A 22,727-nucleotide genomic window follows, 5' to 3' on the forward strand; every position below is an offset into this window, starting at 1 on the left:
AAATAATAGCCATTCAAATTCAGTGAATAACTGTAAACTTAAAATCAGTGTGTTTATTATGCCTGAATATTAAATTTTTTCTAATGCTTTGTTACAAATAATCTGTTTCTGGCGATAAATAAGCAAAGACTCACGTCATTCTTTGATAGCTACGTTATAATTAGCGCCATTTTGCTCTGTATAACCACCCAAACACATCGATACACGCTCATCTTTAGGAATACTAATGGCAGAACTTCTTACTTGGTTATTTGGTCAATATGCGGATTACTCCACGACATTTATCGTCTTAGAGTTGATTGCCGTGGTTTTTGGTGTGGCAAGTGTCTTGCTTGCCAGCAGAACCAATATCTTAGTCTTTCCAATTGGCTTAATCAGCACTGCGATATTTGTATATTTACTATGGAAATGGCAGCTGTTTGGCGATATGTTCATCAATGCTTACTATACGGTGATGAGTTTATATGGTTGGATTAACTGGTCAAAGAACAAAAAGAATCAGCCTATAGAGACACATGAGTCAAACAACGTCCGTATTGAGCATTTGCATGCAGGCGATGTACCTATCTTGTCTGCTTTGGCAATAGCAACCATGTCTTTTGTGGCGCTGATATACTATTTCCGTCCGGTGATTAATAACGGCTTTAGTTTTGACGGTGCCGTTCTTGGTGTACATTTATTCACTTGGGTGGACTATACCGACATGCTCACTACAGCCTTGTTCCTGATGGCCATGTGGCTTATGGCACGGCGCAAAATTGAGCATTGGATACTATGGATCATTGCTAATGCGATATCAGTACCACTATACTTTTATAAAGGCTTTACTTTTACCGCGCTACAATATGTAGTCTTCACTCTCATTGCAATCTGGGCCTATTATGAATGGCAACGACGCTACCGTGTACAACCTCGAACAGCATACGCCTGAATCTGTCATTACTGTCGCAGTTTTGGGCGCAGAAAGTACGGGGAAAACAACCCTATGCCGTGATTTGGCAGCGCATTTCGATAGTCTGTGGGTGTCAGAATATATGCGTATTTACTTGCAAGCGAAGTGGGATGATGAGCAGCTTACTTGTACATGGGATGACCTGCTACCTATCGCACAAGGTCAGATTGCGTTAGAGAACAAACTGGCCAAACAAGTCACCCAAACGTCTAATGAAAATCGCTATTTGTTTTGTGATACCAGTCTGTTTGAGCTAATGGTCTACTCTCATTGGTATTATGGTAACTGCCCCACCGCTCTTGAGCAAGCAGCATTGGCGCACCATTATGATTTGATACTATTGACTGAGGTTGATATACCTTGGGTGGCTGATGACCTGCGAGACAGTCCGTACCAACGTGATGAGATAAGCGCCTATTTTGCCAGTCAATTAAGCAAGCATCAAAAACCCTTTGTGCGTATTAGTGGCGATAGAAAAGAACGTGTCCGGCAAGTAATCGCGCAGCTCGCTCATCTCGGTAGTCCCTAGAATGGTTTTCCACATACTATTCATCTTCCTTACATATTTTCTCGCTACCTCCTCTCTATGATGTCTATTAACGCCGCAGCCAACTGTATCAGCAGCTGTGGATTCAAGACATTTAGGAGGCGTCAACATGCAAAAAACAATATTAACCAAATTGTTTTTTATGTCCTATTGCTACCACTTGCTGAGCAATAAGCCAAGCGCTGTATGAAAAAAGTCACATAAACTGATAATAGTTTGAATTAATGCTGCCTTAGGTTGATAAGGCAGCATTATCGTTATAGTCAATCCTAAATAAAACAGATACATTATATATCAAGGTGGAACTGGTCTAAATTTTCCTTGAGTGCTGTGCCTACGCAGACAGAGGCTGCGAAAAATTTATCCCAGTCCCACTGTATCGTTTTTATACTGAACTCACTATATATTAGCCTAGTCGTTACGCTACTTGACGATCTGATTGTTTAACGCTTTAGCCCAATTATTGCAATCATCCTCACAGCGCGGGCAGCATTTATCAGCTTCTAATATTTGCTCGACATAACCACAATACATGCAGGCGTAATGAGCCCCTATCTCTACTTGCTCAACAGCTTGATATTGCTTGGGAAACAGCGGCATGCCGTAAACTGTATTTTCAGAGGAATGCAATAAAATACTAAAGTTGCCGTCTGTCTCAAGCAAACCGATGCGCACTTGACCCAAATGCTCAACGCCCTGTTGACGCATTTCAGCAAAAAACTCATCGTGAGACATTTTGCCTTTCTTAATTTTATCGAGCACCAGCATGCTATCTTCTACGATATAAAGTGACTTGCCTTCCAATAAGTCTTCAAAAGGCTGCCATTTCATCATAACCCACGTACAGATTCGGTAAAGAACAATGACTGAACCCATGATTAGTACGGCTTGAATAATCGGCAAATCCTCAGTAAACATAGGGTCACCCGCGATAGAGCCAAGTGATAGGATGATGGTCAGCTCAAAGATAGAAAGCTGACGAATGCCGCGCTTGCCAGTGAAGCGCAAGAACGTGATAATTAATACAAACATGACGGTGACACGTATTAAGATTTCAACGGCAAACGACCAAGTTGTGTCATGAATAAAAATACTTGCCCAATCCATATTCTCATTTCCAATTTATTTATCTGATGTATTGTGTTTAATGAATGATGTTCTAATAGTTCGTTTGATGCGAAGCACATCATCCCTATTTTCAGACCTTATCGTCAATACAACTATCGTTATTCGTATTTAAGAAAGACTTTTTGTCACAAGTACGACAAAATATACTGTCTTGTGAGACGGCAATTGTTTTTGCTCAAAAATACGTTATCGTTATATTCTAAATTCACCATTGAAACGCTATGCAAGCCTGTTTTATGCTCCCTTATTCATTGTAGGAATTATTTTTGAAAGCCATTGTTTATACTACTATTGCGTTGATCGCATTTGCCGCAAACTCCCTGTTTTGCCGGATGGCGTTGGCAGAAGGTTATATAGATGCTTGGAGTTTTACGGTCATTCGTCTGCTCAGTGCGACTGTTTGCTTAGTGTTTATTATGACGATTCACGCCTACAAACTACAGCGTCAAGTACTCGCCTCTGACAAGCCTTCTGTTGATGCTATCTTAAATGACAAAGGCAGTTGGCTTAGTAGTGTCAGCTTGGTCATTTACGCGTTATGTTTTTCGATTGCCTATGTAGAGCTTAATACTGGTACAGGTGCTTTAATTTTGTCTTCGGCCGTTCAGATTACGATGATTGGCTGGAGTATCTACAAAAAAGAGCAGCTTAGTGCTGTACAGTGGCTGGCATTTATCGTCGCAGTCGCAGGATTTGTGTATTTGATGTTGCCATCAGCGGCCGTTCCATCATCCAACGCTGCAGCATTGATGGCACTGAGCGGTGCGGCTTGGGGAGTATACAGCATACGCGGTAAATCATGCATCTCACCGCTACGAGCGACAGGGTTTAACTTTGTGCGGAGTTTGGTGGCCGTTCCGATATTACTACTGGTGGGCCTAATGTATCTGGATGAAATAGGTTTAAAAAACATCAGCTTAGAAAGTATTACCAGCGAAGGGATATTGCTCGCCTGTGCGTCAGGAGCGATCGCATCAGGGCTGGGTTACAGTATTTGGTATACGGCGATGCCATTGTTAAAAACCACACAAGCGGCGATCGTTCAGCTGTGTGTGCCTGTGATTGCGACTGTACTAGGCGTGATATTTTTATCTGAGCAGCTGACGCTCAACTTTCTGATCGCCAGTATAGTCATCTTAGGGGCGGTACTGGTATTTATGTTAAACAAAAAAACAGTGTAAACAAAAAACCAAATATCGCTCAATCACTTAAACGACCAGGACTTAGCAAATCACGAAAAAGACAGAAATAATTACCTTAGTAGACTCTAACCATAACACGAAATTACATTCGAACATGTATCATATTGCTCAGTATAACAACGCACATTCACTTACCAACTTGAGGAATATCGTTTATGAAAAAATTACTTGCTGTTGCTCCTTTTACCGTTTTGTTAGCCGCTTGTGCAACCAACGCTCCGACCACCACCGCCCCAACCACTGCTGCCAAACCAGTCGTTCAGTCATTTACCTGTGAAGACAACGGCATGATTACTGCCGCCTATGCAGCGGATGGTCAAGCGGCCAACCTAAACGTCACCTTGCCAAAGGTAGGTCTACAAGACGCAAAAATCACGCTAGAGCAAGCAGTATCAGGCTCTGGCGTACGTTATGTAAACAATGTAAACCCAAAGACCACCTATGACTGGCATACCAAAGCAGACTTTGGCATTATGACCATCGCCTCAGACAATGGTCAACAGTATCAAGTAAACTGCCAACTATAGTTATTGACTATAAATAATGTATTGACTAGTGTTTTTACACTTATGAATGATGAGAGTCAGTAGTGAAGCTACTGGCTCTTTTTTATTGTACCAACCGCAATCAAGACAATCCCAATGTTGGGAGATAATGACTGATACCTGACATCCACGCCCTAAAAAGACGTGGCTTTATGGTGCTTTTTGATAAAAAATGATTGACTTCTCTTATATATTCGATATATAACATATAATATATTCAAAATATTGGATATAGCGTAGTTTTTTATGCACATTTATCGAAAAGCTTGGGGAGGAAATGATATGATTCGTTTAAGCTACACTCTCAAATGCTGGGCGCTAGCCATTACTTATTTTTTAGTATTTTACTTTATGGTCGTTATGAGTGACCCAGGCTTTGGCAAATATATCTATATGCTGGCCCTCAGCACTCTACTCTTCCCCATTGCCAAGCGTGCAGTGGATGTGATGACAGATTTTTTTACCCCAGATCTCGAACTATTTAATGGATTGCTGCCGTCAATTCTGATTAACGTGGTGATTTGGATACTGACACCATTTATCGTAGCACTGACAGTGATTGCGTTCATGCTTTATAGTATGGGCGTGCTCACAGAAAAGATGAGTCATTAAAACCTACTTAAATAAAAGGCCGGAGTAGCAATTGCTGATCCGGCCTTAACATTCAAAGAAACTTTTAGTTCTAGCCCACCTTATCCCACATTTTACTAAGACGCTTGGGCGAAACTGCCACACGAGTTTTCATCGGCTGAGCAAATAGCTGGATACGATACTCCTCCACCATCCAGCGATATTCGCTAATGGCTTCTTTGTCCGCACGCCCTGCTAACCGCTCCATATGCAAGTCAAGCGCGTAGACACCATCAAGGTCGGCATCCAAATTATGCTCAAGACGCTCTAAGCGAATCTCTAGTGCCTCAAGATAACGTGGATACTGCTGCCAATGGCTATAATCCATGCGGTAAACAAAATCAGCCAAATACAAATCTTCTAATTGATCTTCGATATCATCGATAGATTCCCCAAATATCTCGCGGTCTAACATCAACAGACTCTGGCGAATACGCTGCCAGCGCGTATAAACATTTTTCAGCGTTTTTATGACGCTTTGACCGGTCAATAAGAAGTTATTTAACACAACTTCTAGCGTCTGTGCATACTCTTCAGGCGTAAAGGGTAACTCCTCGCTCAATCCAACTGCGATATCGTCAGCGCTCTCAGGCAGGCTCTCGGTATGATCAAATAACACATAATGCTCTTCAAGCGTCGCATCCAATGTAGCATCAATGACGATTGTTTTTAGCTTTTCCATGTCACCAAGCGGTGCAAATGCCAGTTTGAATATTTTATCCACTTGACTGGTGAGCTGTTTTTTCTTTGCGCCAAGCTTCCCTTTAATTAAGGTTAATACGCCGATACGATGCGCTTGTAGTGCGGCATTGACATCGGTGTACTGATGGATCGATACCGCTTCGCCTGCTTCATCAGCCACGAGCGCCGCAAACTGCTTCATAACCACGCCTGCACTATGATGATTTTTGCTAAAGGTAAAATGCTCAGGGAATTCAGTATGCGCGCCTTGTTGCTCATTCACCGCTTGACTGGTCTCAGAGGCATGACGAATCTGTAGCGTTTGTAGATCACGACCTTTTTCGATAATGCGGTTTTTGTCATCGACCACACAGATTTGTGGCTGCAGATAACGATCAATCGTGGAAGGGCTAAAGCTCTCTGGCGTCACCGACATAATACCGCGGCGATTGAGCGCTTGGCACAGCTGTTTTAACAGCCCTTGTCCACCTTGCTGCTGCAACTCATCAAACAAATTATCTGCGGTATCAGGTATCGGGACGATCTGACGACGGATATCTTTTGGCAATGATTTGAGCAATTGCAACACCAGCTCATAGCGCCAACCAGGCACACCCCATAGTAGCTCAATCGCGTCGAGCTGTGGTAATGCAGCAAGCGGTACGCGTATGGTCACGCCATCATCATCACTTGCTGGATCAAAGACATAACGCAGTGGCAGCTTTAAATCACCCAGCTTCCATACTTCTGGGAAATCGCCCGTGGTCGGTGCTTGGCTAGTAAGTACGTCTTCATCGGTAAAAAACAGATACTTAGCATCGTTTTTTTCTACTTCTGCGCGCCAGTCTTCAAACGTTTTGCGGCTGGCGACGTGTTCAGGAATCTTTTTGTCATAGAACTGATATAGCGTTTCTTCATCAACCAATAGATCACGGCGACGTAGCTTATCTTCGATGCGCTCAACATGGGCAATCTTGTCCATATTGTGCTGTAAAAATGGCGCATTACGACCGAAGTTACCAGTCACTAACCCATCACGAATGAAAATCTCTCGCGACTCGACCAAGTTTACTTGCTCATAATTGGTCAGCTGCTTGCTAATGATGATCAAGCCAAATAGACTAATCTGCGCGTATGCTTTGACCCGCCCAGTTTTCTTGGACCAATGCGGTTCAAAATAATGATATTTGAGCAAGTTTCCTGCCGCTGAAATAATCCACTCGGGTTCAATTTTGGCAACGGTACGCATAAAGACTTGCGAGGTTTCAACCATCTCAAACGCCATCACCCAAGGCGGTATTTGTTTAAATACCGTACTCGCTGGGAATATTTTGGCTTTTTGCTGACGCGCCGCCAAATACTCACCGCGGCTTTCAGTCTTATGCGCAATGATGGACAATAGTCCTGTTAATAACGCTCGGTGCAAATTGGCGTATTTGACCGCTTTTAACGCTTCGTCTTCGATTGCAGTCGGGTCATTCTTAGCGACATTTTTATCGGATGCTTGTGCATCACTGGTATCTATCAGCTTAAGATCTGTCACCATTTGTAGCAATTGACGATGCGTTTGATGCCATTCACGAACACGCGGGAAGCTCAGATAGTTCTTTTTCGCAAACTGCTTACGCTGATTACCAGACAGTTTATTGCCGTCTTCGTCTTTTTCAAACAGTGCCTTCCATAGACTCAAATAAAACAAGAAATCTGAATCATCTTGACGGAAGACCGCATGCTTTTGATCCGCTTGCGTACGCTTGTTGGCAGGGCGCTCACGAGGATCTTGCACAGCGAGCGCCGCCACCACGATAAGCATCTCACGTATACAATCAAAGTCAGAACCAGCCACCAGCATACGTGCCAGCCTTGGATCGATTGGCATACGTGCCATTTTCTGACCTGTTGCGGTCAAGCGCAGGTGATCAAGCCCCTTTTGCCGTTTTGATGGGTTTCGTTTATCTTGAGTACTGTCCTTTTTGGACGTAATGGCTCCTAGCTCATCAAGCAACTTGTGACCATCTGTGACTAACCTACTATCAGGTGGCTCGATAAAATCAAAGTCATCGACACTGCCCAGACGCAGATTGGCCATCTGCAATATCACAGATGCCAAATTGGTACGTAGAATCTCAGGCTCAGTAAATTCAGGACGACCGTTGAAGTCCTCCTCAGAATATAAGCGAATACAGACACCTGGCGCGACACGGCCACAACGACCTTTACGTTGGTTGGCAGCCGCTTGCGAAATCGCTTCAATCGGTAGACGCTGCACACGTGAGCGATACGAGTAACGCGAAATCCGCGCAAACCCCAAGTCAATCACATAGCGAATACCCGGTACAGTCAACGCAGTCTCAGCAACGTTGGTCGCAATGACAATACGTCGACCTCGACCTGATGGCTGAAAGATACGCTGCTGCTCTTCATACGTCTGCCGTGCAAACAGCGGTAGCACCTCGGTATGACGTGGGCCATGGCGCTCAAGCACTTCTTGCATTTCACGAATTTCTGCTTCAGTCGCGGCAAATATCAAGATATCAGCCTGATCGGCATGGCCTTTATTTTGCGCGTCGCTAAAACATTCCTCGACAGCAGCAACCACCGCACGCGGCAGGTTCTCTTCAAAATCATCATAGCTGTCATCTTCTGAGCTGTTTACTGGCTCATCGGTCAGCGGACGATAACGAACTTCTACTGGAAAACTGCGTCCCTCGACGTTAAAGATAGGTGCAGGGACTTGCCGTTTTAGCTTGGCATCATAATGACTAAAGTACTCACTAAAGCGCGTGGTATCGAGGGTCGCTGAAGTGATAATGACTTTTAAATCTGGGCGCTTAGGCAGCATCTTTTTGAGATAACCCATAATAAAATCGATGTTCAAACTACGCTCATGCGCCTCATCGATAATAATCGTATCGTACTTACTCAAAAAACGATCGTGACCCAGCTCAGCCAGCAAAATACCATCGGTCATCAGCTTAACAATCGATTGGGCGGAGCCTTGCTCATTAAAGCGAATCTTAAAACTAACCGTATTACCCAAAGGCTCACCCAGCTCTTCGGCAATACGGTTTGCGACGCTACGAGCCGCCAATCGCCTTGGTTGCGTATGCCCTATCTGTCCAGTAATACCGCGTCCTGCCAGCATGGCGAGCTTAGGCAACTGTGTGGTTTTACCCGAACCTGTCTCACCCGCCACGATAATGACCTGATTATCAATGATCGCTTGTACCAGATCTTCTGCGCGTTGACTAACAGGCAGGTCAAGATTTAATTTGGCAGGTAAGTCACTTGGGATGCTATCAATACGTGCCTGCACTGCTTTTTGAGAGCGCGTTTTTATCTTGTCGTATTGGGCACGCTTCTTGGTAAGGACCTCGTCGTGATTGTTTTTTTGCTCAGAATCATGATTAGATTTTTTGTTTTTGGACACCGCAGCGCGCGCCAGCTCTCGTTCGAGACGGCTTAAATAATAGCTATCTTTAGCAAGTACTGGTAAATCACTCAGTAATTCCGCTGGTTGCTTTGTACTGTTATTTTCATTTACGGTAGATGTTTTTAGACTGGTATTTTCAAAAGTATCAGACATATTTGCTTAGGCTATTTATTATGTATAAGTGGTTAGATTATGGAGGCAAATGCAGGGTGATTCAAGGTAGTTATGATGCTTGTATGATGCTTAGTTGCAAAGCTGAAGTTTTTTCTATGGCTATGAGGACGATAATGCCTCTATCTAATAATCAGTGTTAAATCAAGACACACTTAGACCATAAATATTAAATTTCACACCATTAAAGGCATAGAAATGGTCTAAATGAGAAAACTAATGACTAACAGTATAAATAACCTGTTGGTGAGTCGCAGCCCCCACAAAAAAGGTATGCATTTTTTGCAGTGCCAGCCTAGGAAAAGGAAGATGTAGTGACAGTAACAATTTTTCAAACCCTAACATCTCATTAGCTAACTCTTTCGCTACGTCAGGACGAATCTGCGGGTTTTTATAAATATTGTCAATCAACCACGTTAATCGTGGAAATTTTGCGTTATCGTGAATCTGATAAAGGATGGGCAGCATATCATCAGATATCTGACAGCGCGCTTTGCGGATTAGACCACTTTTATAATACATATCTAGTGACATATTAGGATAATTTCCTTAGATTTTTAATACTCAGATAACCCACATATTCTTTATCTTCTTTGATATCGACACCGCCTGCATCAACGATAGGCTCAATCAACAGCTGAGCATTTGAGAGCAGATCATTCACGTTATAGATATCATCTATATCGACCTCAAACTTATCATCAATATGTGAAGCGGCGTCGAACGGCGATGCATTATCTTTAAAAGTGAACTGTTTATAAAACTCGCTTTGTTTGGCTTGCTTAATGGCCTCGGCTTGACTGGGGGCAACGATCAGAAGCTTATAATGAAACTCTTCAAAACTTCCCTGCTGATAGCCGCCCAAATTGATAAAAAACAGCTTTAAGTTAGCATCTTTGCTTACCTGCTCACCTGATTTAACCAGTTTGATCGCATAGCCATCAACTTTAGTAATCGCTCGATACGAATCAATGTGCCATTTGTTTTTGACTTCTGGCCAATGCTGATTGATATCCTCTACCAGCTCGCTGACGTGATTGGCCACGCCAAAAAAGATGTCATGCTGTTCAATCAGGCGACCTTTAGGACGGCCACCAAGTTGAGCCATATATAAAGTTAACATGTAACGCCGTCCTTATAAATTTTTCATTGTAGCTAATTTTAATTGAACATAATATCGAGCGCGTCTTATTACAATACCCGCCCTGTTTTTAAAGCAAATGCCCAATCTCTACGTTCATTTTTGAGCGCCAGTTCTGCTGCTGCTTCATGATCATAAGCGATCTTAATATGCTCAGTCTGCCAGCGTTTACCTCGCGGTGTCTCTATACAGGTTATCAGCGCGTAATTGCGCTTTTTGATATCGGCAAGCACAGCGTCAAGCGCGAAGACATTACTATGAATATCTGAAATATAGTTAGATTACTATAAAATCAATACAATAAGATTCAACGTTATTTTTCGCAGCCTCTGGAGACGCAGTCACAGCAAGCAAGAAAAATAGCGTTGAATCAAATGAATTTATTGTCCTGTATTGTTTTTATTTAGACTTGACTATAGCAGCGATTGTAATGCAATTTTTATTATTGAATGTCGTCATAATGTCTATTATCCCCCATAAGTTATGATGTAATAAATTAAGAGAGTATAAAAAATAAAAACCTGATGCCTCATTAATATTGGGACATCAGGTTTTATTTATCATGGTAATGCTAATGGTTCGTTAGACTTATAGTAGGAAGAAATACGCCCAACACCCAACGATAACAGTAGAGATAATATTAAGGATGACACCTGTACGTACCATCTCTGTTTGTTTGATCAAACCGGTACCAAACACGATAGCGTTTGGCGGCGTCGCAACTGGTAGCATAAAGGCACAGGACGCACCGATACCAATAATAAGTACTAAGACTTCGCTCGGTATACCCATATGCTCGGCAATTGCCGCAAATACAGGGACTAAGAGCGCAGCTGATGCCGTGTTTGATGCAAACTCTGTTAAGAAAATAATGAAGGCTGAGATTGCAAGCATCACAACCAATAGCGGTGCAGTTTGTAAGCCATTAGCAACCGTCTCACCCAGTACTAATGACGCACCTGATACTTTTAGAACATTTGATAGCGCAATACCGCCACCAAATAACATCAATACACCCCAATCTGTGTTGTCTGATACTTGTTTCCAAGACACCAGACCCAAACTCACGACCGCCACTGCTGCAAGCAATGCAACAACGGCATCTGTATCTTCGATACCAACTGCAGCACCAATTTGCTTAGAGAGTATCCAGCTCATCGCTGTCACAATAAAGACAATAATCGTCAGCACGCGCGGTTTGGTCCAATGAATAGTTTCATCTTGCTGTAGGGTCATCGTGCGGTTTAGATTAGGCTTTAGAAATAGGTACATCGCGCCCAACAATACTGGTAATAGTATTAGCATCATTGGAATACCAAATTTCATCCAATCAACAAACGCAATATCCAAGGCTTTTGCGGCGATCGCATTTGGTGGCGAGCCAACAATCGTACCCAAACCACCGAGACTTGCTGAATACGCAATACCGAGCAGTACAAACACAAATGTACCGCGATCTTCTTTACTATCGACTTGCGTCAAAATACCGAGGGCAAGCGGTAGCATCATTGCCGTTGTCGCCGTATTTGAGATCCACATTGACAAAAACGCAGTCACGCCAAAAATCAATAGTACAGCGGTACTTAGCTTACCACCTGATAACGAAAGAATTTTTAGCGCAATCTTTCTATCAAGCTTTTGTACATGTAACGCGGCCGCCAAGGCAAAACCACCAAAGAAGAGATAAATAATGGGACTGGCAAAGCTTTGCAGACCGACTTCAGCATTAAAATCAGGAATGCCAATTAATGTCCCAACCACAACCACCAAGATCGCAGTGATTGTGACGTGTATCGCCTCAGTGAGCCATAGCACGCCGATAAAAAACAGCATTGCTAGCCCTTTGTTAGCACTGACCTCAAATGGCAATACACTGTAAATAATAAAACTAATGATTGCCGCAATGGCGACCACGATCAATCCTTTTCCCGTTCCCTTTGGGAATGTATCCGTAAATAAATACTCGTTACCATCATCAGGAATATGGCTATCCAGCTTTTTCTCTGACATAAATTATCCTTATCGCATCCAAAGTGAGTATGAAGTCAAAGTTATTGCAACACACTTATTATAAGACATCATGATATTCATATAGCGAACATTACGCGCGAAAATATCATATCAGAATAACTTATATATGAATACATTTTGATTATTTTTGTTTTTTTAGGATGTCTGTTTGATTCGTTGATGATAATCACCTCTCGACTTTGTGAGATTTTTCAATAGTAACTCTCTCACTACTTTGTTCTCACTACTTTGTTCTCACTGCTTTGAATGGACGCCTTGGTTGATAAAAATTACATAAAGCATTCAAACATTTATCATTTGGGGCTATACAAGTAAAAACCGATACCACATAATCTTAGGGTTAGATAGATAATCATCAATAAAAACAAGAGGAATGACACTATGACAGATGCAAATAAAACCGATGCAACCACAAAAATGGCGCCAAAAGACATCAATCAAGATAGTCTGGCCAAAGAAGATCAACAGCGTACTGACGACTCAGCGCTAGATATGATGCAAGGTATGCATGAACATGAAGATCATCAAGAAGAAGGCGCAAAATAAAAGATGGTAGAACGGCAGATAAAGCCAGTTATCTAGTATTAACAGCAAAAATAAGGAGCGCTTGTCATGATGATGAGCGCTTTTTTAGTTTTGTTTCTCTTTGTTCTGGCAAGTGATTGGAGACATAGTTATATATAAATGCTGCGGTTAGAACGATTGCGATGGGTACAAGCAACGCATCATAGCCAACTTTCGCAAACAAAAAAGCCCCTACTGTACTGCCACCGCAGAAGCAATACCAAATAACGGCCTGAAAGCCCAATGTCGGCTTACTGATTGAGCGACCCGCCAGCCAATTCCCAATGGCTGCACCGATATCAGAAGTCAGTCCTGTCAAATGAGTTGTGCGAATAACTGCTCCACTATACGTGGCTACCATCGCGTTTTGTAATCCGCAGGCCATCGCTGCTGCCAATTGTCCGAGATAGTCATGCTGCTGATATAACCAGTAGGCAGCTATTAGTAATGCTGCTTCAAAATATAGCGCACGCCCGTAACGACGGCCTAGCGTTAAGGATGTCTGCCCAATGACAAAACCACTCAATATCGCTCCTGCCAAAAAAGACAATAGTAGCGCTCCGATGTACAAAATACTGTGGGCGTCTGAATAAGCGATAGCTGCTGCAAACAAGCTAACGTTGCCAGTGACATGCGAGACCGATAAATTGGCAAATCCCATCAATGCGGTTGTGTTCACGCAGCCGGCGCTAAATGCCAATACTGCCCCACCCCACAATATCCACTTTGGTAACTTGGTTATCATACTCGTCACCTAAAGGTCTACTACCAAAAAGACTCATAGTATAACGAGAAAAGGCAGCCAATTGGCTGCCTTTTCAATTTCAATAGCTGAGTGAATCATTGGTAATGACCATCAACGCAAAAAATACTTAAATGATTATTGCGCTGGCTCATCCAGCATCATCAACTGCTCACTGATAGCGACGGTATTAAAGCCTGCATCAACAAACATGATCTCACCCGTGATACCAGATGCCCACGGAGATAATAGGAATAGTGCTGCGTTACCTACTTCCATCTGATTGACATTACGTTGTAGTGGTGCGATTTTTTCGCTGATATCGAGCATTTTACGGAATGATTTGATGCCACTAGCAGCTAGCGTACGAATTGGACCTGCTGAGATCGCATTGACACGGATACCGTCGCCGCCCATAGAAGTCGCTAAGTAGCGCACGCTGGCTTCAAGACTGGCTTTTGCCATACCCATGACATTGTAGTTTGGCAATACTGAGATACTGCCTTCATAAGTTAATGTCAGCATAGAACCATGACGCATTGCAAGCAACTCACGAGCTGCTTTTGCCAATGCCACAAAGCTGTAGCTAGAGATATCATGTGCTATGTGGCTGCCTTCACGCGTGGTGGCACTCACAAAGTCACCATCGAGCTGATCCATTGGGGCAAAACCAATGGCGTGTACCACACCATCAATACCATCACCCCAATGCGCGGTTACTTGCTCAAAACAAGCAGCAATCGACTCATCAGAGGCGACATCACACTCTAGCACCAAATCCGCTTCGAACTGTTCGGCAGCCATGTCCACACGCTTTTTGATTTTATCATTCGGATAAGTCAGGATCAGTGAGGCGCCTTCGCGATGTAGCGCTTCTGCAATAGCCCAAGCGATAGAGAGTTTACTTGCGATGCCAGTTACGACAAATCGTTGTCCTTGCAATAGCATAAGATTTCCTTTTGAATCAATCGAGATGATTTAGAATATAGGTTTATTTAGAGTAATCAGAAAGTGACGCGTCATGAAATGATGCAAATCAAAAGATGACTTATTATACACGAATTAGTTTAAGTAAACAGTCGTAAACTGTACTTGGTTACTATCATTAGTATCGCAATAATACTAACGAAATATCATCATGGTCACCGCTCTAATTGCATCTCTGACAGCCCTATAATGACTAAACTCCGAACTACTCACCACAGCAGTATGAAGTTCAGCAGATTTCGAGTATAATCACAGCCCTTCCCAGCTTGCACAATTTTATAAGAATCCTGACATGATAGGATTCAACGTTAAGCTACACCCACATTTTGGATGGCTGCCAAACTTATGAGTAACACCCCAATAATAACCCCAGATTATAAAGAAAGTATCGAATCCTATCGCCAACTGATTGGTTCGACTGGCGAAGACTTAGATCGTCCTGGTTTATTAGACACGCCTGTACGTGCGGCAAAGGCTTTTGCTCACTTAACCAAAGGCTATCATCAAAGCATTGAAGAGGTGGTCAATGATGCGGTTTTTCCATCAGCCAATCGTGAGCTAGTACTGGTGCAAAACATTGAGTTTTATTCACTGTGCGAGCATCATATGCTACCGTTCCATGGTGTGGCGCATATCGGCTATCTGCCTGACGGCCAAGTACTGGGACTGTCGAAGTTTGCCCGTATTGTCGATATGTTTGCTCGTCGTCTACAAATACAAGAAAACCTGAGTGAACAGATTGCACAAACCATCATGGATGTTACTGGCTGTCGCGGCGTGGCGGTAGTCATGGATGCCTCGCACATGTGTATGATGATGCGCGGCGTCAGCAAACAGCATTCAACCACGCGTAGTACCGCGATGCTTGGTGAGTATCAGCACAACAATCAAGCCCGTAATGAATTTTTGGGTGCCGTCCCTAAGCGCCAACCGGCGTTTTAAACTATTAATATTTTAGGCTGTTATGAGTAACAACAAACAAAAAGGACGCTAATGCGTCCTTTTTGTTTTAGCTATACAAAGTAAGATTTCAAGTTTTAGCAAATCAAGCTCATAGTCTTTGCCGTATACGCCAGAGTCTTGCAATGATTGTTACGATAGCTAGGCCAATCATTGTAGATGATAATATGCGATTCATAAAAATCTCCCAAACATAATATCATTTAACTATCGTAACGCTTATGTATAGTTAAGTCTAAATAAAAACGATACAGGATAATAAATTCATTTGATTAAACGCTATTTTTCTTGCTTGCTGTGACTACGTCTCTAGAGGCTGCGAAAAATAGCGTTTAATCTTATTGTATCGATTTTATAGTGAACCGACTATATCAATAACACATTCCTGTATTGTTATATACTTACAATTTATTAAGTTATTTTTTATTAATTAAGTCGTAGCACAAGATAAATTACAAAATGATTTGATCATGACACAGGCTTTAGGATAGTTAACATATAGAGATAAACTATTTTATTTCAATATCTTATATTGTTTTAAACCTGTTAAAAAAGCCTATCCTCAAAAGAGTCATAGGCTTTTTTTGTCTATCATAAGTCTATCAGTACAAGTACAAGTACAATGCTATGATGCTTTCTGAGTGTCTTTATCAGCACTCTCATCACTTACTTGCTTAATTTTCGTTAAGATTTCCTTAATTTCAGCTGCTGAGAGATAGGTTGGTACGGCATAAGTATCGCTGACTTCTTTTGCTGCTGCTTTTGCAATATCATCAAAATCACTGGCCTGCATACCGCTAACGGTCGGATCGATATTTAAATTTGCGATAAGCGCTCTGACTTGTACGATGAGATGATCTGCTATTTCTTTATCATCATGACCAGCTTGGCCGTCTGCTACCATACCCGTTCTTTTTGCCAGTGCGGCCAGTCTCTGCTTGCTTGCTTTACGATTAACATCAAGCACATAAGGCAACACGATTGCATTAGCACGACCATGAGGAATGCTATAGTAGGCACCTAATTGGTGAGCAATGGCATGCACATAACCCAAGCCCGCTTTGTTAAAGGCGATACCACCATAATGGGCGGCAATTCCCATCTCTTCTCTTGCTTTTAGATTGCCACCATCTTTGTAAGCTAATGGTAGATAATGCATGACAGATTTGACGGCAGAGGCTGCATAGTAGTCCGTCTCCACGCTGGCATTGGCACTCATCCATGCTTCTAATGCATGGGTCAATACATCAATACCCGTATCAGCGGTGATGTGTGCTGGCATACCTTTCATGATAATGGGGTCAATCGCTGCGGCGAGCGGCACCATTCTTGGATCAATAGACAATGCTTTTTGGTGTGTTTTATCATCAGATATCACTGCACCAAGGGTTGCCTCTGAGCCAGTACCCGCTGTTGTAGGCACGCAATATAATGGCGCCGACGGCTTTCTTGCTTTAAGGATCCCGATCAGTTGCTGAGGCTTGCATTTATTGCCTTGAGACATAGCGATCATTTTGGCAGCATCGATCACTGAGCCGCCGCCGATGGCGATAATAGCGTCGCAATTTGCTGCTATAGATTGGCGCAGTCCTTCTTCGACTACGTTAAAAGTAGGGTCTGGTGTAATGCCATCATAGACATGATAGCTGATATTTTTTGCATCTAGATAATCAGTGACTTTTGCAGGGATACCGAGTTTGTTTAGCACGGCATCAGTGACGATAAAGACATTGGTATTGCCTTCGTTGATGAGCATGTCGCATAGCTCATTACAGGCAGCCTCACCGACAAACAACATCGGTCTTCTGATAGGTATCACGTAAGAGATTGCTTTTAGCACTTTAGCGCGTGTCTTAGCCACTGCCAAATAACCAGCATACTGCAAGCTGTTATTCTTTACTAATTTAGTAATACTGTTTTGTTTTTTCATGGGTACAAAAATCCTTTTTAATGATGATTTTAACCGCGATAACAATAGTTTGAGCTAGTTGATAAAGGCTAAACGACGTTTGCCAATAGCAGAGTAGATAAGTATATGTACAGCAAGGATGTTTGAATAAAGCAAACCACTGTCTAGCATGATTGTACCACTGCCTTTTTTGGTATGTCGCTATTATTGTGTACTGCTCGCCTTTAATAACTGCTTGGCATACGGATGCTGTGGCTGGCTAAAGATATCTTCTGTGAGCCCAGATTCCACGCATGCCCCTTGTTTTAGTACCATAATATGCTGACATAGTGCGCGGACTACTTTGAGATCATGACTGATAAAGACATAACTTATTTGCAGCTTTTGTTGAATTTCACGCAATAAACTGACCACCGTTACCTGCGTGGTACTGTCAAGCGCAGAGGTAGGCTCGTCCAATATAAGTAGGCTCGGTTTCATGATGAGTGCGCGCGCCAATGCCACGCGTTGACGTTGACCGCCGGACAGCTCATGCGGATAACGCTGCGCGAATGCTAAAGGCAAATGGACGGTAGCCAAACTCTCCATCACCGCCTGCTGACGCGCGTCTTTATCCACGCCTTGTACCAACAGTCCTTCTTCCACAATTTGCATGACCGTCATACGAGGGTTGATACTGGCAAAAGGGTCTTGAAACACCATTTGAATCTGCGAGCGAAAGTTACGTAGCACTTTTTTGGACAGTGCTGAGATATCTTGCCCATTCACCACTATCTGTCCATGCACTCGTGCTTGATTGCCAAGCAGCTGACTCAGCGCCAGTGCAATGGTGGTTTTGCCAGATCCAGACTCACCGACGATCCCTAATGCCTGCCCTTTTTGCAAGGTCATATCAACAGCTTTGACCGCATCAAACCAACGTTTTGTACTCCCAAATAGACTTTTTTCGATTGGGAATTGTACGTTGAGATTGCTCACTTTTAATACAGTTGATGGTCCATCTGCATGATCTGCTACTGGCTGTAGCGCTTGACCGAAGTCTTGCTGAATGAGCGTGCGAGTATAATCGGCTTTAGGCTGATCAAATACCGCTGACGTTTGACCCTGCTCAATCGTCTGGCCTTGGCGCATCACGATGACCTCATCACTATAGCGCCTGACCAGATTGAGATCGTGGCTGATTAATATCATCGCCATATTATGCTGGTATTTGAGATCATTCAGTAGTGCCAAAATCTCATGCTGTAATGTCACATCAAGTGCGGTGGTTGGCTCATCAGCGATCAAGATATCAGGCTGCTGAGCCAATGCCATCGCAATCATTACTCGCTGACGCTGACCACCTGACAACTCATGTGGATAACGATTCAACTTGTCAGAGGGATCCGTGATATTGACGTCATTTAGCAAGGCAATGCTGGTGGCTCGCCATTGTTTTTTGGGTACGCCGCTTAAACGCAGTGATTCAGCGATTTGTTTTGCAACGGTATGTAGCGGATTTAGCGCTGTCATCGGCTCTTGAAATACCATACCGATCCGCTGACCACGAATAGCACGTAGTGCGGCATTACGCGATTTGTCATTCGCTATCGGTAGTTGAGACATGCCTGCCGTGCTTGCCAGCTGAACCTCACCCTTAATCGTCAAATTCTCTGGTAGCAGACCTAGTAGTGCAAGACTGGCAATCGATTTGCCAGATCCTGACTCACCAACGATAGCCAGAGTTTGCCCCTGTCTTAGCTCATAAGATAATTCATCGACCAGCTGGATGCCTGTAGCAGTTGTGATACTAAGACTATCTACTGTCAGCACGAGCTTGTCTTGCGCGCGATTAAGATTTTCAGTTGGCGCGTTGTATTGCTCGGTAGCCATAATATTATCGGTCATATCAAGAGCGCCTCGGATCAAACGCATCACGCAGTGCTTCGCCAACGAAGATGAGCAATGACAAAATAAAGGTCAAACTAAAAAACCCTGATAAAGCCAGCCAAGGGGCATCAAGGTTATTTTTTCCTTGTACCATCAGCTCACCTAAAGACGGCGAGCCAGGCGGCAACCCATAACCCAAAAAATCCAGCGCAGTCAACGCAATGATATTAGCTGTTAATATAAAAGGGAGCTGAGATAAACTTGAGGCTAACGCATTGGGCAGAATATGTCTGAGCATGATTTGGCTATCAGACACACCGAGATTGCGCGCGGCACGCACATAATCAAAATTACGAGCACGCAAAAACTCTGCTCTTACCAAACCGACCAGCCCCATCCAACCAAATAACAGCATCATGGCAAATAGCATGATAATACTGGGACTAAATAAACTGACTAAGATAATAATCATAAATAGCTGAGGCATACCGCCCCACACTTCCATAAAGCGCTGCCCTGCCAGATCTACCCAGCCGCCATAATAGCCTTGTATTGCACCGACAATAATACCGATGAGAGCACCAGCGAGCGTCAGCGCCAGACCGAACAACAATGAGACGCGCATACCATAAAGTATCCGTGTCAGCACATCGCGTCCCATATCATCAGTGCCAAGCCAGTTCTGAGCGTTTGGAGCCGCTGGATAAGGCAGACCAAGCTCGACATTGGGTGTCTGATCAGCAAACGGAATAGGCGGCATTATATAAAACCCTTGCTCATCAATCAGCGACTGCACTGCAGGATCTTTATAATTGGTTTCGGTCTCAAATACACCGCCAAATGTCGTTTCAGGATAGGCCTTTAATACCGGAAAGTAATAGTCGCCTTGATATTGCACCAGTAAAGGTTTGTCATTGGCAATGACGTTAGCTGCCATGCAAATGACAAATATCACTGCAAAAACAAACAGTGATATTACCCCAAGACGATTTTGGCGAAAGCGATTTAAACGCGCTTGCCAAATGGGGTTTAAGCGCTGCTTTTTCGGTAGCGCTACCTGAGGATTGTGCTCAGGCATTGGCGCTTTATCTGGTTCGCTATTAATAGTACTGCTCTTTGATGAAGATTGATTATTTGACATTAGCGCCCCTCAAAATCAATACGGGGATCAATTAAGTGATAGCTTAAGTCGCTGATTAATTGCAGTAGTAGCCCTACCAAGGTGAAGATAAATAGCGTGCCAAATATCACTGGATAGTCGCGTTGTTGAATGGCCTCAAAACCTAACAACCCCAACCCATCTAGTTTAAAGATAATCTCAATCAAAAAGTTACCGGCAAAGAAAATACCAACGATAGCGGCTGGGATACCTGCGATGATAATCAACATAGCATTGCGAAATACATGACCATACAACACCTGACCCTCACCCAGTCCCTTTGCGCGAGCGGTCAATACATACTGCTTGCCCAACTCTTCTAAAAAGCTAAATTTGGTCAGATACGTCAAGCCCGCAAAACCACCTACGGTACTGGCTAGCAGCGGTAGTGCCAAATGCCAAAAGTAATCTTTCACCTTACCAAGCGCGCTGAGTTGGTCAAAATTTTCGGACGTGAGCCCTTGTAGCGGGAAAATATTCCAATAGGTGCCACCTGCGAAAAATACCAATAAAATAACTGCAAAGACAAACACAGGTATCGCATGTCCAATAGCCAGCAGCATAGCAGTGAATTTATCAATGCCTGAGCCATGATGCATCGCTTTATACACCCCTAAAGGAATGGCAATCAGATAAATGAGTAGCGTACTCCAAAGACCAAGCGATATCGAGACTGGTAGCTTCTCTATAATGAGATCGGTCACCGACTGTCCTTTAAAAAACGACTCACCAAAATCTAGCTGAGCGTAGTTCTTTAACATAAGCCAAAATCGCTCTGGAGCGGATTTGTCAAAGCCGTACTGAGCATTAATAGCAGCGACCATTTCCTCAGAGAGACCGCGCGTTCCTTGATAAGTGCTGTCATTGCCACCTGCACTGCCCGCGCCAATATTACCACCAAGTGCGTTATCTTTTGCGCCCTGCTCAATAAGGGCAAGCTGCTGCTCAACAGGTCCGCCTGGTGCCGCTTGTACGATTACAAAGTTGGCAAGCAATATCAAAAATAGTGTCGGTAATATCAGTAGGAGTCTTTTTAAGATATAACGACCCATATGGCGACTTCCTAAATAAAGAGAGAGGGCGATGACGACAGCAGTGATTCTTTCGTGCTAAAGGTCTACACAAACATGTCCATGTATTAAAAACTTGCATTAAAAATTATTTTTCAGCTCGCGTAACGCTGCAAATACCGTCAAAGAGTTATCATAGTCGATAGTTACTTTTGATTTAACCCCTGCAATCACACTTGGCTCTTGGGTACGCAAAAACACGTTGATCGCACGCTCATGCTCTAGCGTCACTGGCAGTGTCGGCACACCTTGTGCCGTTTGTGCTTCAGCTTGCGCTAGTGCTTGTTGCATTGCCTCGTTGTCAGGTTCGATAGACAATCCAAAGCGTAGGTTACTAGCCGTATACTCGTGCGCAGGATAAAGTAGTGTCTCATCAGACAAGCCGTTCAAACGTTTAAAACTATCATGCAATTGCTCAATCGTACCCGTAAAGACACGTCCACAGCCAGCACTAAACAACGTATCCCCGCAGAAACAATGTTTTTGCCCATCAATATCTAAGATATAGGCCATGTGGCTGGCGGTGTGTCCTGATACATCCCAGACTTGTGCAGAGCAGCCCCATGCACTCACCGTGCTGCCATCTTTAATGGTTTGATCCTCATCAACCCCATGCTCACTATGCGCCACCAGATGGGTCATCGGATACGACTCCTGCAATTCTGCGACACCACCAATATGATCATGATGATGATGCGTGGTCCAAATCGAGGTTAGCTCTAGTCCATGCGTCTCTAGATAATCGATAACCGGCTGGGCATGACCTGGATCAATGACGATCGCCTGCTTATTATTTTCATTAATTAAGGCCCAAATATAATTATCATTAAACGCTTTAATGGGGTGAATACGGATACTCATGTCAAATCCTTACCAGTAGTTATTTTTTTACTCGTTATTTTGAATTATTTCGTTTTGATTTTACTTCTCGCTTTTACTGCGTGGTAACAGCCTATGCGTTTGGCAGTCAGCTATTACTAGACCAAATCCTGTCAAAAGGTACTAC

The 22,727-nt window shown here is 43.3% G+C and carries 20 protein-coding genes; 7 read left to right on the forward strand and 13 right to left on the reverse strand.

What is annotated here, in order from left to right:
* The first annotated feature begins 226 nt into the window (after window positions 1-226).
* Complete coding sequence (gene pnuC, locus AOT82_RS02150; RefSeq protein WP_071001600.1) at window positions 227-931, forward strand: nicotinamide riboside transporter PnuC; 705 nt, start codon at window positions 227-229, stop codon at window positions 929-931.
* Window positions 903-1,481, forward strand: coding sequence for an AAA family ATPase (locus tag AOT82_RS02155; RefSeq protein ID WP_237182784.1), 579 nt, complete (start codon window positions 903-905; stop codon window positions 1,479-1,481). Before pnuC ends, AOT82_RS02155 begins: the two co-directional genes overlap by 29 nt.
* A gap of 441 nt (window positions 1,482-1,922) precedes the next feature.
* On the opposite strand, the gene AOT82_RS02160 is transcribed toward AOT82_RS02155, so the two are convergent.
* Complete coding sequence (locus AOT82_RS02160; protein WP_071001602.1) at window positions 1,923-2,606, reverse strand: DUF421 domain-containing protein; 684 nt, start codon at window positions 2,604-2,606, stop codon at window positions 1,923-1,925.
* Between the two features lie 287 nt (window positions 2,607-2,893).
* On the opposite strand from AOT82_RS02160, the gene AOT82_RS02165 reads away from it, so the two are divergent.
* The 3 genes from AOT82_RS02165 (at window position 2,894) to AOT82_RS02175 (ending at window position 4,986) form a co-directional block, all read left to right on the forward strand.
* Entirely contained in the window at window positions 2,894-3,808 is a 915-nt protein-coding gene (locus tag AOT82_RS02165; RefSeq protein ID WP_071001603.1) for a DMT family transporter, read from the forward strand.
* A 176-nt stretch (window positions 3,809-3,984) separates the two neighbouring features.
* Window positions 3,985-4,356, forward strand: coding sequence for an MliC family protein (locus AOT82_RS02170; protein WP_083328816.1), 372 nt, complete (start codon window positions 3,985-3,987; stop codon window positions 4,354-4,356).
* A gap of 300 nt (window positions 4,357-4,656) precedes the next feature.
* Complete coding sequence (locus tag AOT82_RS02175) at window positions 4,657-4,986, forward strand: hypothetical protein (protein ID WP_071001605.1); 330 nt, start codon at window positions 4,657-4,659, stop codon at window positions 4,984-4,986.
* 70 nt (window positions 4,987-5,056) lie between these two features.
* Here the strand turns inward: AOT82_RS02175 and hrpA are convergent, their stop codons facing one another.
* The 5 genes from hrpA to AOT82_RS02200 form a co-directional block, all read right to left on the reverse strand.
* Complete coding sequence (hrpA, locus tag AOT82_RS02180; RefSeq protein ID WP_071001606.1) at window positions 5,057-9,271, reverse strand: ATP-dependent RNA helicase HrpA; 4,215 nt, start codon at window positions 9,269-9,271, stop codon at window positions 5,057-5,059.
* A 234-nt stretch (window positions 9,272-9,505) separates the two neighbouring features.
* On the reverse strand, window positions 9,506-9,823 hold the full coding sequence (locus tag AOT82_RS02185; protein WP_071001607.1) for a hypothetical protein: 318 nt from the start codon (window positions 9,821-9,823) through the stop codon (window positions 9,506-9,508).
* A gap of 1 nt (window position 9,824) precedes the next feature.
* Window positions 9,825-10,412 carry a DUF1543 domain-containing protein gene (locus AOT82_RS02190; RefSeq protein WP_071001608.1) on the reverse strand — a complete coding sequence of 196 codons (588 nt, stop codon included), beginning with the start codon at window positions 10,410-10,412 and terminating at the stop codon, window positions 9,825-9,827.
* A gap of 68 nt (window positions 10,413-10,480) precedes the next feature.
* The gene (locus AOT82_RS13900) at window positions 10,481-10,663 is read right to left on the reverse strand and encodes a hypothetical protein (protein WP_071001609.1); all 183 of its coding nucleotides are present in this window, start codon (window positions 10,661-10,663) and stop codon (window positions 10,481-10,483) included.
* A 355-nt stretch (window positions 10,664-11,018) separates the two neighbouring features.
* Entirely contained in the window at window positions 11,019-12,440 is a 1,422-nt protein-coding gene (locus AOT82_RS02200; RefSeq protein ID WP_071001610.1) for an SLC13 family permease, read from the reverse strand.
* Window positions 12,441-12,842: 402 nt separating this feature from the next.
* On the opposite strand from AOT82_RS02200, the gene AOT82_RS13905 reads away from it, so the two are divergent.
* The gene (locus tag AOT82_RS13905; protein ID WP_167669405.1) at window positions 12,843-13,007 is read left to right on the forward strand and encodes a hypothetical protein; all 165 of its coding nucleotides are present in this window, start codon (window positions 12,843-12,845) and stop codon (window positions 13,005-13,007) included.
* Window positions 13,008-13,071: 64 nt separating this feature from the next.
* Here the strand turns inward: AOT82_RS13905 and AOT82_RS02205 are convergent, their stop codons facing one another.
* Together AOT82_RS02205 and AOT82_RS02210 are read right to left on the reverse strand one after the other, a co-directional pair.
* Window positions 13,072-13,770, reverse strand: coding sequence for a YoaK family protein (locus AOT82_RS02205; RefSeq protein ID WP_071001611.1), 699 nt, complete (start codon window positions 13,768-13,770; stop codon window positions 13,072-13,074).
* Between the two features lie 135 nt (window positions 13,771-13,905).
* On the reverse strand, window positions 13,906-14,715 hold the full coding sequence (locus AOT82_RS02210) for an enoyl-ACP reductase FabI (protein WP_071001612.1): 810 nt from the start codon (window positions 14,713-14,715) through the stop codon (window positions 13,906-13,908).
* A gap of 384 nt (window positions 14,716-15,099) precedes the next feature.
* Here AOT82_RS02210 and folE point away from each other — a divergent pair, with 384 nt between their 5' ends.
* On the forward strand, window positions 15,100-15,696 hold the full coding sequence (gene folE, locus AOT82_RS02215) for a GTP cyclohydrolase I FolE (protein WP_186474442.1): 597 nt from the start codon (window positions 15,100-15,102) through the stop codon (window positions 15,694-15,696).
* A 643-nt stretch (window positions 15,697-16,339) separates the two neighbouring features.
* Here folE and AOT82_RS02220 read toward each other — a convergent pair.
* The 5 genes from AOT82_RS02220 to gloB form a co-directional block, all read right to left on the reverse strand.
* The gene (locus AOT82_RS02220) at window positions 16,340-17,644 is read right to left on the reverse strand and encodes an iron-containing alcohol dehydrogenase (protein WP_071001614.1); all 1,305 of its coding nucleotides are present in this window, start codon (window positions 17,642-17,644) and stop codon (window positions 16,340-16,342) included.
* Between the two features lie 183 nt (window positions 17,645-17,827).
* Entirely contained in the window at window positions 17,828-19,495 is a 1,668-nt protein-coding gene (locus tag AOT82_RS02225; RefSeq protein WP_071003609.1) for an ABC transporter ATP-binding protein, read from the reverse strand.
* Between the two features lie 16 nt (window positions 19,496-19,511).
* Window positions 19,512-20,570, reverse strand: coding sequence for an ABC transporter permease (locus AOT82_RS02230; protein WP_071003610.1), 1,059 nt, complete (start codon window positions 20,568-20,570; stop codon window positions 19,512-19,514).
* Between the two features lie 62 nt (window positions 20,571-20,632).
* Window positions 20,633-21,703, reverse strand: a complete 1,071-nt coding sequence (yejB, locus tag AOT82_RS02235) for a microcin C ABC transporter permease YejB (RefSeq protein ID WP_071001615.1) — start codon at window positions 21,701-21,703, stop codon at window positions 20,633-20,635.
* Between the two features lie 99 nt (window positions 21,704-21,802).
* Complete coding sequence (gloB, locus tag AOT82_RS02240) at window positions 21,803-22,582, reverse strand: hydroxyacylglutathione hydrolase (RefSeq protein WP_071001616.1); 780 nt, start codon at window positions 22,580-22,582, stop codon at window positions 21,803-21,805.
* Window positions 22,583-22,727: the final 145 nt, after the last annotated feature.

The sequence above is a fragment of the Psychrobacter sp. AntiMn-1 genome (assembly GCF_001854065.1).
Classification (GTDB): domain Bacteria; phylum Pseudomonadota; class Gammaproteobacteria; order Pseudomonadales; family Moraxellaceae; genus Psychrobacter; species Psychrobacter pacificensis.

Bases quoted from the DNA above. Each gene is read 5' to 3' on its own strand.
- pnuC (WP_071001600.1), top strand. From the start codon at position 227: ATGGCAGAACTTCTTACTTGGTTATTTGGTCAATATGCGGATTACTCC.
- AOT82_RS02160 (WP_071001602.1), bottom strand. From the start codon at position 2,606: ATGGATTGGGCAAGTATTTTTATTCATGACACAACTTGGTCGTTTGCC.
- AOT82_RS02170 (WP_083328816.1), top strand. From the start codon at position 3,985: ATGAAAAAATTACTTGCTGTTGCTCCTTTTACCGTTTTGTTAGCCGCT.
- AOT82_RS02175 (WP_071001605.1), top strand. From the start codon at position 4,657: ATGATTCGTTTAAGCTACACTCTCAAATGCTGGGCGCTAGCCATTACT.
- hrpA (WP_071001606.1), bottom strand. From the start codon at position 9,271: ATGTCTGATACTTTTGAAAATACCAGTCTAAAAACATCTACCGTAAAT.
- AOT82_RS02185 (WP_071001607.1), bottom strand. From the start codon at position 9,823: ATGTCACTAGATATGTATTATAAAAGTGGTCTAATCCGCAAAGCGCGC.
- AOT82_RS02190 (WP_071001608.1), bottom strand. From the start codon at position 10,412: ATGTTAACTTTATATATGGCTCAACTTGGTGGCCGTCCTAAAGGTCGC.
- AOT82_RS02200 (WP_071001610.1), bottom strand. From the start codon at position 12,440: ATGTCAGAGAAAAAGCTGGATAGCCATATTCCTGATGATGGTAACGAG.
- AOT82_RS13905 (WP_167669405.1), top strand. From the start codon at position 12,843: ATGACAGATGCAAATAAAACCGATGCAACCACAAAAATGGCGCCAAAA.
- AOT82_RS02205 (WP_071001611.1), bottom strand. From the start codon at position 13,770: ATGATAACCAAGTTACCAAAGTGGATATTGTGGGGTGGGGCAGTATTG.
- AOT82_RS02210 (WP_071001612.1), bottom strand. From the start codon at position 14,715: ATGCTATTGCAAGGACAACGATTTGTCGTAACTGGCATCGCAAGTAAA.
- folE (WP_186474442.1), top strand. From the start codon at position 15,100: ATGAGTAACACCCCAATAATAACCCCAGATTATAAAGAAAGTATCGAA.
- AOT82_RS02220 (WP_071001614.1), bottom strand. From the start codon at position 17,644: ATGAAAAAACAAAACAGTATTACTAAATTAGTAAAGAATAACAGCTTG.
- AOT82_RS02225 (WP_071003609.1), bottom strand. From the start codon at position 19,495: ATGGCTACCGAGCAATACAACGCGCCAACTGAAAATCTTAATCGCGCG.
- AOT82_RS02230 (WP_071003610.1), bottom strand. From the start codon at position 20,570: ATGCCTGAGCACAATCCTCAGGTAGCGCTACCGAAAAAGCAGCGCTTA.
- yejB (WP_071001615.1), bottom strand. From the start codon at position 21,703: ATGGGTCGTTATATCTTAAAAAGACTCCTACTGATATTACCGACACTA.
- gloB (WP_071001616.1), bottom strand. From the start codon at position 22,582: ATGAGTATCCGTATTCACCCCATTAAAGCGTTTAATGATAATTATATT.